The sequence below is a fragment of the Endozoicomonas sp. ALD068 genome (genome assembly GCF_049310145.1).
GTDB lineage: Bacteria > Pseudomonadota > Gammaproteobacteria > Pseudomonadales > Endozoicomonadaceae > Endozoicomonas_A.
Genome location: NZ_JBLYNU010000004.1, coordinates 4,829,675 through 4,844,965 on the forward strand (window position 1 = coordinate 4,829,675; position 15,291 = coordinate 4,844,965).

13 protein-coding genes are annotated in these 15,291 nt (G+C 49.2%); 8 read left to right on the forward strand and 5 right to left on the reverse strand.

All coding sequences use genetic code 11. From position 1 onward, the window contains the following. Nucleotides 1-74 precede the first annotated feature (74 nt). Complete coding sequence (ppk1, locus tag ACO6V5_RS17575; protein WP_422136480.1) at nt 75-2,249, forward strand: polyphosphate kinase 1; 2,175 nt, start codon at nt 75-77, stop codon at nt 2,247-2,249. 76 nt (nt 2,250-2,325) lie between these two features. On the opposite strand, the gene ACO6V5_RS17580 is transcribed toward ppk1, so the two are convergent. Both ACO6V5_RS17580 and ACO6V5_RS17585 read right to left on the reverse strand, forming a co-directional pair. Continuing rightward, nucleotides 2,326-3,126, reverse strand: coding sequence for a carbon-nitrogen hydrolase family protein (locus tag ACO6V5_RS17580; RefSeq protein ID WP_422139636.1), 801 nt, complete (start codon nt 3,124-3,126; stop codon nt 2,326-2,328). 428 nt (nt 3,127-3,554) lie between these two features. Further along, nucleotides 3,555-4,568, reverse strand: a complete 1,014-nt coding sequence (locus tag ACO6V5_RS17585; protein ID WP_422132667.1) for an IS110 family transposase — start codon at nt 4,566-4,568, stop codon at nt 3,555-3,557. Between the two features lie 492 nt (nt 4,569-5,060). Here ACO6V5_RS17585 and ACO6V5_RS17590 point away from each other — a divergent pair, with 492 nt between their 5' ends. Together ACO6V5_RS17590 and ACO6V5_RS17595 are read left to right on the forward strand one after the other, a co-directional pair. After that, nucleotides 5,061-5,834: an NRDE family protein gene (locus ACO6V5_RS17590; RefSeq protein WP_422136478.1), complete on the forward strand. Its 774-nt coding sequence runs from the start codon at nt 5,061-5,063 to the stop codon at nt 5,832-5,834. 205 nt (nt 5,835-6,039) lie between these two features. Next, a complete protein-coding gene (locus ACO6V5_RS17595; RefSeq protein WP_422136477.1) occupies nt 6,040-6,471 on the forward strand; it encodes a hypothetical protein in 432 nt (143 codons plus the stop codon). Between the two features lie 82 nt (nt 6,472-6,553). Here the strand turns inward: ACO6V5_RS17595 and ptsP are convergent, their stop codons facing one another. Continuing rightward, on the reverse strand, nt 6,554-8,830 hold the full coding sequence (ptsP, locus tag ACO6V5_RS17600; protein ID WP_422411714.1) for a phosphoenolpyruvate--protein phosphotransferase: 2,277 nt from the start codon (nt 8,828-8,830) through the stop codon (nt 6,554-6,556). A 220-nt stretch (nt 8,831-9,050) separates the two neighbouring features. Further along, nucleotides 9,051-9,551, reverse strand: coding sequence for an RNA pyrophosphohydrolase (rppH, locus tag ACO6V5_RS17605; protein WP_422136475.1), 501 nt, complete (start codon nt 9,549-9,551; stop codon nt 9,051-9,053). Between the two features lie 260 nt (nt 9,552-9,811). On the opposite strand from rppH, the gene ACO6V5_RS17610 reads away from it, so the two are divergent. The 3 genes from ACO6V5_RS17610 to ACO6V5_RS17620 all read left to right on the forward strand — a co-directional run bounded on the left by ACO6V5_RS17610 (nt 9,812) and on the right by ACO6V5_RS17620 (nt 12,484). Beyond that, nucleotides 9,812-10,468 (forward strand): HAD family hydrolase, encoded by a 657-nt coding sequence (locus ACO6V5_RS17610; RefSeq protein WP_422411716.1) that lies wholly within the window; start codon nt 9,812-9,814, stop codon nt 10,466-10,468. Between the two features lie 146 nt (nt 10,469-10,614). Beyond that, complete coding sequence (locus ACO6V5_RS17615; protein ID WP_422139632.1) at nt 10,615-11,373, forward strand: tryptophan 2,3-dioxygenase family protein; 759 nt, start codon at nt 10,615-10,617, stop codon at nt 11,371-11,373. After that, entirely contained in the window at nt 11,363-12,484 is a 1,122-nt protein-coding gene (locus tag ACO6V5_RS17620; protein WP_422139631.1) for an aminotransferase class V-fold PLP-dependent enzyme, read from the forward strand. Before ACO6V5_RS17615 ends, ACO6V5_RS17620 begins: the two co-directional genes overlap by 11 nt. Here ACO6V5_RS17620 and ACO6V5_RS17625 read toward each other — a convergent pair whose 3' ends face one another. Further along, nucleotides 12,485-13,678: a class I SAM-dependent rRNA methyltransferase gene (locus ACO6V5_RS17625; RefSeq protein WP_422411719.1), complete on the reverse strand. Its 1,194-nt coding sequence runs from the start codon at nt 13,676-13,678 to the stop codon at nt 12,485-12,487. Between the two features lie 333 nt (nt 13,679-14,011). On the opposite strand from ACO6V5_RS17625, the gene ACO6V5_RS17630 reads away from it, so the two are divergent. After that, entirely contained in the window at nt 14,012-14,332 is a 321-nt protein-coding gene (locus tag ACO6V5_RS17630; RefSeq protein WP_422136470.1) for a hypothetical protein, read from the forward strand. A gap of 100 nt (nt 14,333-14,432) precedes the next feature. Beyond that, nucleotides 14,433-15,245 (forward strand): phytanoyl-CoA dioxygenase family protein, encoded by an 813-nt coding sequence (locus ACO6V5_RS17635; RefSeq protein WP_422411721.1) that lies wholly within the window; start codon nt 14,433-14,435, stop codon nt 15,243-15,245. The last annotated feature ends 46 nt before the right edge of the window (nt 15,246-15,291 follow it).

A 15,291-nucleotide genomic window follows, 5' to 3' on the forward strand; every position in this document is an offset into this window, starting at 1 on the left:
TAACAAGAGCCCATTGTCAGTCCGGCTTATACATGAATTCGTATACTGCCACTACCGATGCTGTAAGAGGTCCCATGGATAATTCAAAAGACCGGGAACTCCCTGAACCCGGAGTCAGCACAAAAGAGAGCCAGGAGCCTGTTGCTCCAACGCCTCGTATTACAGACCTTAGCAACCCGGACTACTACATCAACAGGGAGCTGAGCCATTTACAGTTCAACCGCCGTGTGCTTGAGCAGGCGATGAACGACGACCACCCCCTGATTGAACGTCTGCGGTTTCTGTTGATTTATAGCTCAAACATGGATGAGTTTTTTGAAATCCGAGTTGCCGGCCTGATGCAGCAGGTAGAATTTGCCCGTGAACAAGTGGGTTTGGATGGCCTGGGTCCTCAGGCGGTGCTGAAAGAGATCAGCCATCAGGCCAAGCAAAATGTTCAGCTTCAATACGAAATCCTGAACGACAAACTGCTGCCTCGTCTGGCCAGGCAAGGCATTCGATTTATTCGGCGTCATCAGCTGAACGACAAACAGAAAGCCTGGATCAAGCGCTTCTTCTATAACGAAGTCATGCCCATCATCAGTCCCATTGGACTGGATCCGGCTCACCCCTTCCCGAGACTGGCCAACAAACTGCTCTGTTTTATTGTGGCAATGGAAGGCAAAGACGCATTTGGCCGTGAAACGGGTATGGCTGTTATTCCTGCGCCAAGATCGTTACCTCGGGTCGTTGAACTGCCCGATGACGTCTGTGACAAGGGCGGTAGAAATTATGTCTTTCTGTCATCTATCATCCACTTGCATATGCAGGACCTGTTCCCGGGTATGACCATCAAAGGGTGTTACCAGTTCCGATTGACCCGAAACAGTGATCTGGACCTTGAAGACGAAGTAGAAGATCTGGCCAAGGCCCTGCAGGGTGAGTTGCTCTCCCGCCGCTACGGAGAGGCAGTGCGCCTTGAAGTGGTCGATAACTGCCCAGAGCCACTGGTTGACTTCCTGCTGAAAGAATTTGGCCTGACGGAGGATGAGCTCTACCGGGTCAATGGTCCGGTGAACCTGATCCGAATGATGTCGGTATGCAACGAGGCATCACCCGAGTTTGAGCACATGACCTTCCCCAGCTTTACACCCAGTTACCCCAAGGCGTTGCAAGCCCGAAGCTCACGGTCTGTTAATATGCTGGATGCCATTCGCAAGTCCGATATTCTGCTGCATCATCCCTTCGAGTCCTTCACTCCGGTTGTAGATATGCTGCGCCAGGCGGCTACTGATCCTAATGTTCTGGCAATACGTCAGACTTTATATCGTACCGGAGCTCGCTCCGAGATGGTCGATGCTCTTGTGGAAGCGGCCAGGAAAGGTAAAGAAGTCACGGTTATCGTGGAAATCCGGGCACGTTTTGACGAAGAAGAAAATCTGGCACTGGCAAGAAGACTTCAGGAAGCCGGAGCGGTTGTCGTGTATGGAGTGGTTGCCTACAAAACCCACGCCAAACTGATTCTGATTGTTCGTCGGGAAGGAAAAAAGATTCAGCGTTACGCACACCTGGGTACCGGAAACTATCACGCGGGTAATGCACGACTCTATACCGACTATAGCTTGCTGACCTGCGACAAGGATATCACCAACGATGTGCGCAAAATCTTTCAACAGCTGACGGGGATGGGTAAAGCGGTGCGCGTGCGTAAGCTTTTCCATGCGCCCTTCACACTCAAGAAAAGCCTGATCGAACTGATCAATCAGGAAGCCGTTAATGCCAGAGAAGGTAAACCGGCTCGTGTGATCATCAAGGTAAACTCACTGACTGAAAGCCATTTGATAAAGGCTCTTTTCCGGGCTTCACAGGCCGGTGTCGAGATTCACCTGATCATTCGGGGTATTTGCTGCCTTAGGCCCGGTATTGCCGGATTGTCAGAAAATATTCAGGTGCGCTCTATTGTCGGCCGTTTTCTTGAACACACCCGGGTTTTCTACTTTGAGAACGATGGGAAATTCAGAGTCTACTGCTCCAGTGCTGATGGTATGGTTCGTAATCTGGATATGCGTGTTGAGACCTGCTTTCCCATTGAAGAGCCGAAGCTGGCTGCACGAGTGAAGAAAGAGCTGGAACTGTATCTGTCAGATAATACCCTTAGCTGGCAACTACAAAGTGATGGTCAGTATCTGCAGAACAAGCCATCACGGGGCCATCGCCGCAGGAATGCCCAGAGAAGGTTGCTGGAAACACTTGCAAACTACACTCACTGATTTGCAGAGAGGGATTCAGGACAAAGTTGATTTTTTGCCTGAATCCATCGACCGCACAATTACAGGAACAGTTCTTTCACAGTACGCGATGTTCAAAACAAGGCATTTGCTTTCTGATCTCCTGCAGTGCTTTTATGTTCAGCTCGGTGGTCAGTACACAGGGAGTGTTATCGGCCTCTGCAAGCACTTCACCCCAGGGCGAAACAATCATGCTGTGTCCCCAGGTTTCTCTCTTGTTGGGATGAGTCCCGCCCTGGTTAGCCGCCAGAACATAGCAATGGTTCTCGATAGCGCGGGCTCTTAATAACGGCTCCCAGTGGGCCTGACCAGTCACCCTGGTAAATGCGGAAGGTACAGTAATGATTTCTGACTCCCTGACTCTCAGTTCTCGATAGAGCTCTGGAAAACGAACGTCATAGCAGATGGTCAGGCCTGTTCTGGCAAATTCCATATCCACTACATTCAGATCATTCCCCGGCGAATAGTCATCGGATTCCCTGTAACGGCGAGTGCCGTCCGATATATCGGCATTAAAGAGATGGATCTTGTCGTAGCGGGTGACTTCATTACCCTTGGGGTCATAAACAAAGCAGGACGCCCTGCTGTTCTCTCCTTCATTGACGACACAGGGTATAGACCCCCCTACCAGCCAGGCACCGAATTGTCGGGCAATGCGGGACATCCAGTTTCTGACCACGCTGGTATTGTTGCCCAGAGCGGGAATATCCCCCCCCAACTGAGCAAAACATTCAGGCAGCACAATTATGTCAGCTGAAGACTCCATGCTTGAAAAAAGATCTTCTGCCTGCTTAAGATTGGCTTGAACATCAGGTCCGGAACACATCTGGACCACAGCAGCGGTTACCGCTTTACTCATAGGCTTTCCCCTCTGCCATAGGTTAACCTCTCCAGTTTAATAGATCTGATAATACCAATCGAACTTTCTAACTCGCTATTGCGCTGAAGATTTGAGCCTTAATCCTGCGTTGGCGATCGTCGCCATAGCCTAGGAGCCTTATATGGTCCGCCCCGTTTTGCAAGAGCCTGTTTTGTTAATTAGCAAACAAAGATAACTGCAATCATATATACGGCCTATTCATGAGGTCTAACCCTCTGGCCCTGATGGGTATCCGCGCAACCTGGCCTTATCAGTCCGACGGCCTCAAGGGCCAAGACTCCTATCAGGTTTCAGGTTGCCGGTTTTTACCTGTTTGCCATCAACTGTACATGCTCATCGCAATCTGCGGGGGGGGTTCCCCTTTGATTAAGCTTATGCTTTACTTTGCCGCTGCCGCCTTTACCTCATTATGCAGCCTTGTAAACTTCATTTCGGGTCATGATGACCCAGACAATCCGAGCCATTTTATTAGCCAGACCAACGGCGGCAACGTTGTGATTGCTGCGCTCATTAAGTTGGCTAACCCATTTTTTACAGCGGTCATCCTTATTTTTGAGGCAGTGGAGTACCGAACGTGCGCCGTGTATCAATAATGTGCGCAGGTATTTATCACCCCGTTTACTGATGCCCAGCAGGACTGACTTACCGCCTGTGGAATGCTGTCTTGGAACTAATCCCAACCATGCGGCAAGGTGTCGACCAGATTTAAAATACGTCGCATCACCAACGGCTGCCTTCAATGCTGTGGCAGTGATGGCTCCGATACCCGGCATAGTCATCATTCGACGACATTCGTCGTCGTTTTCAGCCAGCTCCTGAATTTTCTGGTCATACTGTTGAATACGCTTGTCAAGACTGGCCAACTCTTCTGATAAACCATGTAGCAGCTCACGAGTCAGCGAATGGAGTCCATTTTCAGCATCTTCCAGAATTCGTGGAAGCTGTGCACGAACTTTACCAATACCCTGGGCAACCACAATACCTTCTTCCAATAGTGACCCCCGGATCTGGTTAACCAGGGCAGTTCTCTGATCAACCGCTTGTTGACGATAGCGGTGCAGAAGTTGCCAGGCCTGCTGCTCTGACGTTTTAACAGGTACAAAACGCATGCTGGGCCGTGAAGCTGCTTCTGCAATCGCTTCAGCATCGTTGTAGTCATTTTTGTTGGTCTTGACATAAGGCTTGACAAATTGAGGTGAAATCAGCTTGACGGTATGCCCATAGTTCTTGAATAACCGAGCCAAATAGTGAGCACCACCACAAGCTTCCATAGCGATAATGCATGGCTCCAGATTTGCCACGTACTCCAAAAGGTTCTTCCTGGACAACTTCTTTCTGATGACTTTGCTACCCTGGTCATCAACACCAAACAGGTGAAAGTTGTTCTTGCCAATATCGATACCAAGTACTGAAATAGTCATGGGTGGTTCGCTCCGGTTAATCCTGTTTAAATGGTTAACTACATTTTGGCTCATTTGAAGCCGTTTAGGAGGGGCGGACCATCCCATTAGACCGAGAATAGACTGCCCTACTGTGGCGGCAGCAAATTGGTCTGAAAATCCGCTTTTGTTCGTCAAATAGCTCGCTATTCTCCTCACAAAACCGAATTTTCATCCTCAATTTTCTGCCGTCCTCGCTACGGGGTCGCCTAGACGGGCGCTATTCTCGGTCAGGCTCCTAGGCGCAAATCTCCATGCTCATCACGGGAGTTAGAAAGCACAATTGGTATTAGACCCGTCTCTCAAGAAGCCGATTTACACCAGCATTCAGATCAGATTGAGCAAAGTTTACTTTAGATAATGTTGTTACTTGTTAACCTAATCTCGTTTATTGTTATCGTCAGACAACATCCCGACTCGCAGCGGTTTGTTGAATTTCAGCAATGTTTATAAAAAAAGAGATGATCTCAATCTATGTGTCTGATTACCCTGCACTGGCAACCAGAGGCTCAGTACCCGCTGATTCTGGCCGCCAACCGCGATGAGTTCTATGAGCGGCCAGCAAGAACCATTCACTTCTGGGAAGACAATCCGGAGATTTTTGGTGGCCGGGATTTAGAAGCTGGAGGCAGCTGGCTGGCCCTGAGTCGCAAAGGCAGAATGGCCGCAGTCACCAACTATCGGGAATCGCCTGTTTACCCGGGAACCCTGTCCCGTGGTCACCTGGTAAGTGATTTTTTAAATAGTGATCTGTCACCCAAAGAATTCCTGAACCAGATTCATCTTAAAGCGGATCATTACTCCGGCTTTAACCTGTTGGTCGGTGATTCCAGCGGTCTTTACTACTACTCCAATCGTATGGGTCGTGTTGTTTCACTGAAGCCTGGCTTCCATGCCCTTAGCAATCACCTCTTGAACAGCCCCTGGCCCAAGCTGGAGAAAGTCAGGCAGGGACTGGCGCTGCATGTCAAGCATCATCAGAAACCCGAACCTGAAGGCTTGATTTTTATGATGCACGACAGTTCAAAAGCGCCCGATGACCAACTTCCCGATACCGGTGTAAGCCAGGAGCAGGAAAAGTTTCTATCCAGCTGCTTTATGGCCAGTGAACATTATGGAACCCGAAACACCAGTGTCCTGATTCTCGACAAACAGGGTTCTCTCAGCTGGACCGAGCAAATCTATCTGCCCTACGGAGAAACTGGAAAAAAACTCCGGTTCTCAATGTCATTTCCAGTGTCATGGTAGCCAGCCACCTGATTGGTCGACCTAAAAAAAGACCACAAAGCAGCCAAAAGCAGCTAACTTTCATAGCATGTAGTTTGTCTCTATTCCTATTAGAAGGTCTGAAACATCGCTTTCAGCATCTTCCGAAAAGTGCACGTTTTCGCAGTCAATACGAAGTCACTGAACCCCGCACTAGAAATACGGGGTATCCTGTTGAGGTAAAACGATGAGATCACAAGCTCTGATCCGACTTTATCAGTCCCTGCTGGCCGCGCTGGTGCTGTTGTTCTCCATGACCCTGCAAGCCGCTGGAGGTTGGCAGCAAATTGGCGAAAAGCATATAATCCCTTCTCAAGACACGGCAACCATCAAAATATCTTCTGCAGACGAAGATACTTCCTACAAAACCATCAAATTTCATATCACTCAGGGCAGCTTGAAGATTCGTTCTGCCAAGGTGCATATGAGTGACGGACAAGTGATTGACCTGAGTGTCCAGAAGTTAGTGCTGCCAGGACTGGAAACACGCGGATTCCCGATTCCTGACCATGGCCGCTCTATTAAAAAAATTGTACTTTATATTCAGGCTCCCCTCGATCACTCATCCAATGTGGTGGTCTATGGAATCAAAGCTGACACTTCCGAGAAGAAATCCTAGCTCTGATACAAAGTTTCTGTCGTGTTATCCTTTTCAAAGCTCAGGATCTTCTGTCAGCGACTCAGACCATGGAAGGTCTGCACTACTGGCTGGAGAAGCGCTTGCTTTTGATACCCATGACTTTACCAAGTCCCTCACGACAAAGAGCCAACTCCAGCGAACTCCTGATCAAATGAGAATTGTCCAGCATCATCACGTCATCAAGAATCTCTCTGGCTCTTTCCAGAGTGATTTTCCTGAGCGCCCATTTCACCTTGAGCAAGTTGGTGGCACTCATGGAAAGCATGTCAAACCCCATGGCCATAAGAAGAACAGAAGCGACTGGATCACCGGCCATTTCACCACAAATACCGACGGTTCGGCCTTCTTTATGACAATCTTCGACCACTTTTCGAAGCGCCTGCAAAACAGCCGGATGGAAAGAGTGATATAAGTCAGCCACCCTGGGATTATTTCGATCCACTGCCAGAAGATATTGCGTGAGATCATTGGAACCGATAGACATGAAGTCTACACTCTGCGCCAGTTCACGGACCTGATAGACCGCAGCAGGAACCTCAATCATAACTCCGACGGGAGGCATCACAACCGATAAACCTTCAGCTGACACTTCGCCATGCGCTCTGTGGATAAGATGCAGTGCATCTTCTACTTCATAAACACTGGTCACCATTGGCAACATGATTCGAAGATTATCCAGTCCAACACTGGCTTTAAGCATCGCCCGGATTTGAACCAAAAATATTTCCGGATGATCCAGGGTTACACGGATACCTCGCCACCCCAGGAAGGGGTTGTCTTCCTGAATGGGAAAGTAAGACAGAGCCTTGTCCCCGCCCACATCCAGCGTACGCATGGTGACTGGTCTGGGGGCAAAGGCTTCAAGCTGCTGACGATAAATTTTTTCCTGCTCTGCTTCACTGGGGAATCGTTCCTTGAGCATAAAAGGAACTTCGGTACGATAAAGACCGACACCTTCTGCTCCACGATCCAGTGAACGAACCGTGTCAGTCATAAGACCGGTATTAACCCACAGTGGTAAACGGTGATTGTCCGGGGTAACACAGGGCAGGTCACTGATTGCTTCAAGCCCTTCGCTGAATTCTTTTTCTTCTTCGACAACGGCCTGATAGTGTTCCAGCAGTTCTCTGGAAGGCGAGGCATAAACCAGCCCAAGGTTGCCATCGACAATCAGTTGCTTGCTGGACATCTTGTGATAGGGCAGATCGACTGCCCCCATTACGGTAGGAATGCCCAGAGCCCTGGCCAGAATGGCCGCGTGGGAATTGCTCGAACCCTGAATAGAGACAAGGCCCACCAGCTTCTCCTGGGGAACATCTGCCAGCATACTGGCCGTCAGTTCTTCACTAATCAGTATGGTTTGATCGGGGTAGGTTATGCATTCATGATCGTGTTGCTGGATACTGGCAAGAACCCGACGACCCAAGTCTTTTACATCAACCGCACGCTCACGCATGTAGGGATCGTCCATCATTTCAAAAGTACGTACGTGCTCGTCTATTACCTGCCTGAGCGCTCCCGGTGCCCAGTTACCCTGCTTCACCCGGTTCCTGATTTCCAACCCCAGAGCATTGTCGTCCAGCATCCGAAGATAGACATCAAATAATGCTTGCTCTTCTGCCGGCAGATGGCCAGAAAGTTTTTCGGCTGTGGCCTTCATTTCCGAACGAACCGACTCCAGAGCCAGATCCAGAGAGTCCAGTTCTCTTTTGATGTCGTGACAGGTACGATCAGGAACGGCCCCCAAATCCGCCACCGGAGAAGCGACAACGGCTTCACCAATGGAAACACCGCTCGCGCCAGGCGTCCCCTGAAAGCGAGCTGTCTTGCGGGTATTGACCGTAACATGCAGGGAACCTGTGGCCTCAGCATGGGCAATGACACCTGCAAGCTGGGCAGACATGGTGACCAGAAAAGCCTCTTCATGCTCGTCAAACCGGCGTTGTTCTTTTTGTTGAACCACCAGCACACCCAGAATCATCCGATGATGAATGATGGGAACCCCAAGAAAAGCATGAAACTTTTCTTCACCGGTTTCTTTAATGTAACGATATTTAGGATGAGAGGAAGCTGCTTTCAGATTAATGGGCTCTTCTCTGAGACCGACCTGACCGATAAGACCTTCAGACTGGAATAAACGAGCGACACCGACAGCCTTTTTATTGAGGCCCTCTGTCGCCATAAGCGTATAGGTAGCCTGTTCAGCATCGTAGAGATAGACTGAGCAGACTTCGGTATTCATCGCATCCCGAACCCGCCGCACGATAATATTTAGCGCAGCCTGCAAATCCGAGGCGGCACTGACTTCCTGTACAATCGTACGCAGGGTGTTCAGCATGGTGACTTAGTCCAGTCTGCTTATCTGTCTCCTGTGTCTGCTATCTAAAAATAACAGACGCCCGTCTCTGTTGTTTACCATGAAATGGTTTCTGTGTGATGACTGTCAGAAACAGGCTTTCATCACGCAAGTGCAAGGATAGCACCTCAGTGAATATTATCTGTGCCTTTCAGGCTGATGTCAGCATTGGCAACAGTCTCAGTGTCAAAAGTCATGACAATTACACATTGTTAGCTTGATTAGCTTGCAGGCGTCCTATTCGGGGAACCAGCTCGCGCAAAGCACGGCGATAGACCTCCCTTTTAAATGAAACGACCTGCCCCAGGGGATACCAGTAGCTGACCCATCGCCAGCCATCAAACTCCGGTGATCCCGTATGATCCACACTAACCCGGTCATCACTGCTTAGCAGCTCCAGCAAAAACCATTTCTGTTTCTGCCCAATGCAAAGCGGATGCTGATCCCTTCGAACCAGTCTTCTGGGCAGGCGATAACGCAGCCAGCCACGAGTGCACGCCAGAACGTTTACGTCGTCCGGCTGAAGCCCAATTTCTTCATACAGCTCGCGATACATGGCATCTTCGGGGGTTTCATCATCGTTTATGCCCCCCTGGGGAAACTGCCATGCTTCCTGTCTGATTCGCCTGGCCCACAGGACCTGTCCGTGATGATTAGCGAGGATTATGCCCACATTGGGCCTGAATCCATCTGTGTCAATCACGTAAGCGACTACCTTAAACTATCTATTGCTTTGCATTGTTTCATAAACCGCTGCACAACGGCAATCAAGATATTTGCAATCAGGATGCCACTTTTGATAATTAATCAATTATTACTCTTCAAAACTGTGACAAGAGTATTAACATGAGAAACAATTTCTCGCCGTTTTCGCTTTCCTAAGAAATCATGAACAGCCTCTCAGAAGATTTTCATAGTACAATCAGCAAACATTTATAGCAGCGCAGTCTGGCAGGAGGATTTGTGGCTCTGGCAATCTTTGATCTTGATAACACCCTGATAGCCGGTGACAGTGACTATCTCTGGGGACAATTCATGTCCCATCAAGGCATGGTGGATGCAGCCAGCTTTCATGATGGCAATGAATATTTCTATCGTCAGTATGAAGCGGGTACGTTGGTACTTAGCGAATACCTCGACTTTTGCCTTGAACCACTGACCCGTTACACTCTGGACGAACTTAAAGTCCGACATGACCAGTTCATGGAACAGACCATTCGCCCCATCATGCTGGAAAAAGCTGCGAACCTCCTGAAAAAACACCGCCAGCAGGGTGATCACCTGATGATCATAACCGCCACCAGCCGATTTGTTACCGAGCCCATTGCCAAAGCCTTTGATGTCGATACGCTACTGGCCATTGAGCTTGAGATTAAAGATAACCGCTATACAGGCAAAGTGGTCGGCACACCGACTTTTCAGGAGGGAAAGGTGATCCGCCTTAAGCAATGGTTGCAGGAAAATCCGGCATATTCTCTGGAAGGCAGTTACTTCTACAGTGATTCAAAAAATGACCTGCCCTTGCTGGGTCAGGTAGATCACCCGTTCGCGGTTGATCCTGACCCTGAATTGACCACAGTTGCTCATGAGAAAGGATGGCCCGTCATCAGCCTCAGATAAATCTATTTTACTCTTTAAGAACCGTCCGTTTCTGTGCTTTATTTATGAGGTACCAGCGAATTCTCTATTCATTGCTGGTACCTCCATTGCAGCAGATTGGCCTTACCCGGACCTCTGCTCACAATCATCAAAAAAGCGGAGAAACAATGGACAGATCCCACTTCTACGCATTAATGGAAGGTGAAGGTAAGCTGGACTACGAAGTCTATCTCAATACCTCACAGATTCTGAAAGCCCAGAAGCCCATGGCTGATCTTTGTAATAAAGATGAACTGATGTTTCAGGTCGTTCACCAGATCGAGGAACTCTGGATGAAACTGATCGGTTACACACTTCTGGACATCGATGATTACATTCAAGAAACCAATACTCACCGAATCATCAGCCTGTTCCAGAGAGTACAGCAAACACTTACCCTGATGACCAGCCAGCTGCGTCTGCTGGAAAGCATGTCGCCAAAAGAATATCAGGAAATCCGGTTGCAACTGGGTAATGGCAGCGGGCAGGAATCCCCCGGATTCAGAACCTTGCTGAAAATGCCCCCCTTCCTCTGGGAGAGTTATCAAAAGCATTACCTCGACCAGAAAGGGCTGACGGTAGAAAAGATCTATAACTCACAATACAGTCACTGCGAGGCCTATGTTGTGGCAGAAGCCCTCACCGAATTTGATGAACAGTTTCAGGCTTTCCGTATTCATCATCTCAAGCTGATCTACAGAACCATTGGCATAGGTGCAAAATCCTTAAAAGGCCGCTCTGTTGAACTTCTGCAAAAAGGCATTCAACAGCGTTTTTTTCCCGAACTCTGGGATATCCGTGGCGCAATGACCGATGCCTGGGGCGGAGAATACGGCGTAAAAAGAGACGCCCTGGGCAACACCAAAAATGCCGCTCATGACAACTGATATTCAAGCGCGTTTCCATCGGCCCGAACGAAGCGTCTATCTTCTGAATCACTCGGTTGGCTGTCTGCCCGCTTCCGCCAGTGATGCCTTTCAGAGTCATTTTCTGGAACTCTGGAAACAACAGGGCAGTCACGCATGGGGACAATGGCTCGAAAACCTGACCCGATTCAATGCTGCTCTGGCCAATCTGCTTAACGCTAAAACCCAACAGTTCTGCCCGCAGACCAACCTGTCCAGTGCACTGACCAAAATAGTGGGTTCGCTGCCACCGGCTGCTGCTGGCCAGCATATTTTGATGTCAGAACGAGACTTTCCTTCCATGGGGTTTGTGATCCAGACCCTGTGTAAACGTTTTGGACTGAAGCCCCGCTTCATACCTCACGAAACGAACCTTACAGACCTGAACTGCTGGGATGACATGCTGTCCGACGATGTCTGGCTGGCTTTTATCACTCACGTTCAGTCCAATGACAGTCTGCGCTTGCCCGTAGCTGACATCACAGGACTGACCAAAAAGAAGTCGATAATTTCTATCGTGGATATCGCCCAGTCAGCCGGAGTTGTCCCCATTGACCTTAATACCTGGCAAGCCGATTTCGTCATTGGTTCCAGTGTTAAATGGTTGTGTGGCGGTCCCGGCAGCGGCTATCTCTGGGCCAGTGATGACATCATCGAATGCTGTCAGCCCATGGATGTCGGTTGGTTCTCTCATCAGAACCCCATGGCGTTTGATATTCATCACTTTGACTATGCGGCTGACGCAGGGCGTTTTATGGGAGGAACCCCTTCCATTATGCCTTTTACCGTCTCCGCAGAGAGTATCCGGACTCTGGATCGTATCGGTACGGAAAATATTTTTCAGCATAACCAGAAGCTGATTAATCATATTATCGCTCAAATTAATCAGGGAGAGATTCGTTCTCCAATGCAGGAAAACCGTCGAGGAGGCACTCTGGCCATCTCATTCAAGGATAACCAGAAAGCGATGCAAGCCATGGATCATGCTGGCATATTCTGCGATCAAAGATCCGAAGGTCTGCGTTTTTCACCTCATATTTATAATACGGAAGAAGACGCAGACCAACTGGTTCAGGTTATTAACCGGCTCTGATCAGGCCCGGGTCACTCGAGCAATAATGGCCTTGATGTATTCTGTCTCCGGTATGGCAGGCAGAACGGGATGATCGGGGCCCTGATGACCCTGCTCGATAATTTGCAAATTACGGTCAATATGGCGGCTGCCCGCTCTCAGGGCATCGAACAGTGAATCTTTCTGAAGATGCATGGAGCAGGAACAGGACACCAGAATGCCATCCTTTTCCAGCAACCTCATGGCCAGCTCATTAATCCGGCGATAGGCCTGTTCACCCGCTTTGGTGTCCTTGCGTTTCTTGATAAAGGCCGGTGGATCAACAATCACAACATCGAACTTTTCACCTTCATCCCTGAGAGCTTTCAGGACTGTGAAAGCATCCCCCCGGATAGACTCAACACGATCCCCAAGGCCGTTAAGCCCGGCATTCTCATGGACCAGCTCCACCGCCTGCTCAGAAGCATCAACACAAGTCACCTGACTCGCACCAAAGGCCGCGCATTGAACGCCCCAGCCACCGACATAACTGAAAACATCCAGTACTTTCTTACCGCTGACGTAGTGACGCAAACGCTCGCGGTTCAGGCGATGATCGTAGAACCAGCCTGTTTTCTGGCCTTTAATGACCGGCGCCCTGAAGGTTACACCGTTCTCTTCCAGCTCCACTTTTTCCGGCACTTCGCCATAAGCGACTTCTACATACTCAGGCAGCTTTTCCAGCTGGCGGCCAGTTCCATCATTTTTTAAAAGAATGCCTGAAGGCCTGATCACCTTGACCAGAGCATCAACAATGTCATCCCTGACCGCTTCCATACCGGCAGTGGACATCTGAGCAACAACAATATCGCCAAAACGATCAACCACCAGTCCCGGCAAACCATCGCTGTCGCCAAAGACCAGACGGTAGAAAGGTTTGTCGAATATCCTCTCCCTGAGACTCAGGGCTACCTGAATACGATGCACCAGCAGTGAACGATCCAGGACATATTTGCTGTCCCGACTGACCAGCCGGGCACAGATCAGACTATTCGGGTTGATATAACCTGTCCCCAGAGGTTTACCTTCAGCACTTTCGATATTGATCAATTCCCCTGTTTTGAAATCTCTCAGGGGAGAAGTCCGGGTATCGACTTCGTTGCTGTAGATCCAGAGGTGGCCAGCTTTCAATCGACGATCAGCCCGATTCTTCAGGCGGAGAGTTTTTAACGTCATGGAGTTACTACCAGAGCGGCAAGGAGGAAACAGGAAAAGAGCCATTATAAGGGTTCAGGGCGCTTCGGTCATGCCGGGATGTTTATCACTCTGTGCTGACCCTTATCAGTGATTGACCTACCAGTGCTTTTCGACACCTGAAAAAAAGAGGCTCTCGTTAAGTGTTTTTCTCTGAAAAAGCACTAAAAAGCTAACCAACATTCTGGTAAGTCGCAAAAAATCGACAGACATACGAATTGGTTACAAGATAATCCGTCTTTACTCTGCAAGTTATTAACTTGCCTGGAGCCTGACGGGTCATAATTCCGGCGGACTCCTGTAGGAGTAATGACTATGAGAGCGCGTCTTCAAGAGAGTCTGGCTGAAATGCTTCTGGGATTTAATGACCTGGAAGATCTTGAGCAGATTATGTCTCTGGTAGAATCTGCCAATAAAGGGTCAGCCTCCGGTGCCAATCACTTTGTCGAGAATGCCGGCCAGGCTATTCAGCCACACGATTTGAAAAACTTCCTTCGTCTCTATCCGATGGCGCAGGCCATGGTGGCCATGGTTCGCCATTATGAACTCAACAAAGAAACCGATACCCTCAAGATCGTTCTCGAATCCCTGCTGGAAGGTTTGGAAGAAAGAGAAGCCGACGAAACAATCCACTGAAAAGAGTCTCAAAGGCTGCTTATTCAGCTCAGGGCTGTTTATTCAGTTCAGGACTGTTTATTCTGAAAGAACACCTGAACTGAATCAGTGAGGCATAAGCATGTTGACTCTGTCAAAGGAAAACAGGCGCCAACTCAACGAGAACGGATACACAGTCATTCCTGATGCCATCCCCCTGCCCCTCTGTGATGACGCAATTGATTTAATCACACAGTTTCTTGAAATTGACCTCGGCGAGCCGGAAAGCTGGTACAAAAAAGACCTGGGTTACAACGGACTTGTTCCCGTTCACCAGCACCAGAGCCTCTGGAATATAAGACAACATCCCAATATTCACACACTCTTCTCTCAGTTCCTCGGCACTGAAAAACTCTGGGTTCGAATGGATAGACTGTCTTTCAAGCCTCCCTCTCTTGACCCCGAAGCAGATCAGCTAAAACGTCATATCCATCTCGACTTTCCGGCTGAAAAACTGACATCGTTGCGCTTGCAGGGCATTCTCTATCTGACCGACACCAAAAAAGACCAGGGGGCATTCTGCTGTGTACCCAGCCTTTTCAAAAAAGATGAGGTTCTTAAGCACCGTGAAAGTCTCTGGTTCTCTGAAGAGGAACTCAGTCAATATCCGATAGAACCTATAGAAGGCGAGGCCGGTTCACTGGTTATCTGGGACTCAGGACTCCCCCATTCTGGCATGCTGAATGTTTCGGGCAGACCCAGACTGGCCGTCTACATCTCAATGTTTCCGGTAGGCCTGGAAGAAACGGCTGAAGAACGCATACAACTCTGGCAGGAAAAAAGAGCACCAGAAAAGTGGCGGGGCCTAAACTATCAACAAGATCCGGAACCGGGAGAGCCCGCCCGGCTCACTGAGCTGGGTAAAAAACTGTTGGGGCTGGAGGAATATAACTGACACCCTCTGAACGACCCGGCTTTCAGGTGGCTAAACATAAACGCAA

What these genes read in the sequence shown, in the direction of transcription:
- ppk1 (WP_422136480.1), top strand. Translation starts at nt 75, where the DNA reads ATGGATAATTCAAAAGACCGGGAACTCCCTGAACCCGGAGTCAGCACA.
- ACO6V5_RS17580 (WP_422139636.1), bottom strand. Translation starts at nt 3,126, where the DNA reads ATGAGTAAAGCGGTAACCGCTGCTGTGGTCCAGATGTGTTCCGGACCT.
- ACO6V5_RS17585 (WP_422132667.1), bottom strand. Translation starts at nt 4,568, where the DNA reads ATGACTATTTCAGTACTTGGTATCGATATTGGCAAGAACAACTTTCAC.
- ACO6V5_RS17590 (WP_422136478.1), top strand. Translation starts at nt 5,061, where the DNA reads ATGTGTCTGATTACCCTGCACTGGCAACCAGAGGCTCAGTACCCGCTG.
- ACO6V5_RS17595 (WP_422136477.1), top strand. Translation starts at nt 6,040, where the DNA reads ATGAGATCACAAGCTCTGATCCGACTTTATCAGTCCCTGCTGGCCGCG.
- ptsP (WP_422411714.1), bottom strand. Translation starts at nt 8,830, where the DNA reads ATGCTGAACACCCTGCGTACGATTGTACAGGAAGTCAGTGCCGCCTCG.
- ACO6V5_RS17615 (WP_422139632.1), top strand. Translation starts at nt 10,615, where the DNA reads ATGGACAGATCCCACTTCTACGCATTAATGGAAGGTGAAGGTAAGCTG.
- ACO6V5_RS17620 (WP_422139631.1), top strand. Translation starts at nt 11,363, where the DNA reads ATGACAACTGATATTCAAGCGCGTTTCCATCGGCCCGAACGAAGCGTC.
- ACO6V5_RS17625 (WP_422411719.1), bottom strand. Translation starts at nt 13,678, where the DNA reads ATGACGTTAAAAACTCTCCGCCTGAAGAATCGGGCTGATCGTCGATTG.
- ACO6V5_RS17630 (WP_422136470.1), top strand. Translation starts at nt 14,012, where the DNA reads ATGAGAGCGCGTCTTCAAGAGAGTCTGGCTGAAATGCTTCTGGGATTT.
- ACO6V5_RS17635 (WP_422411721.1), top strand. Translation starts at nt 14,433, where the DNA reads ATGTTGACTCTGTCAAAGGAAAACAGGCGCCAACTCAACGAGAACGGA.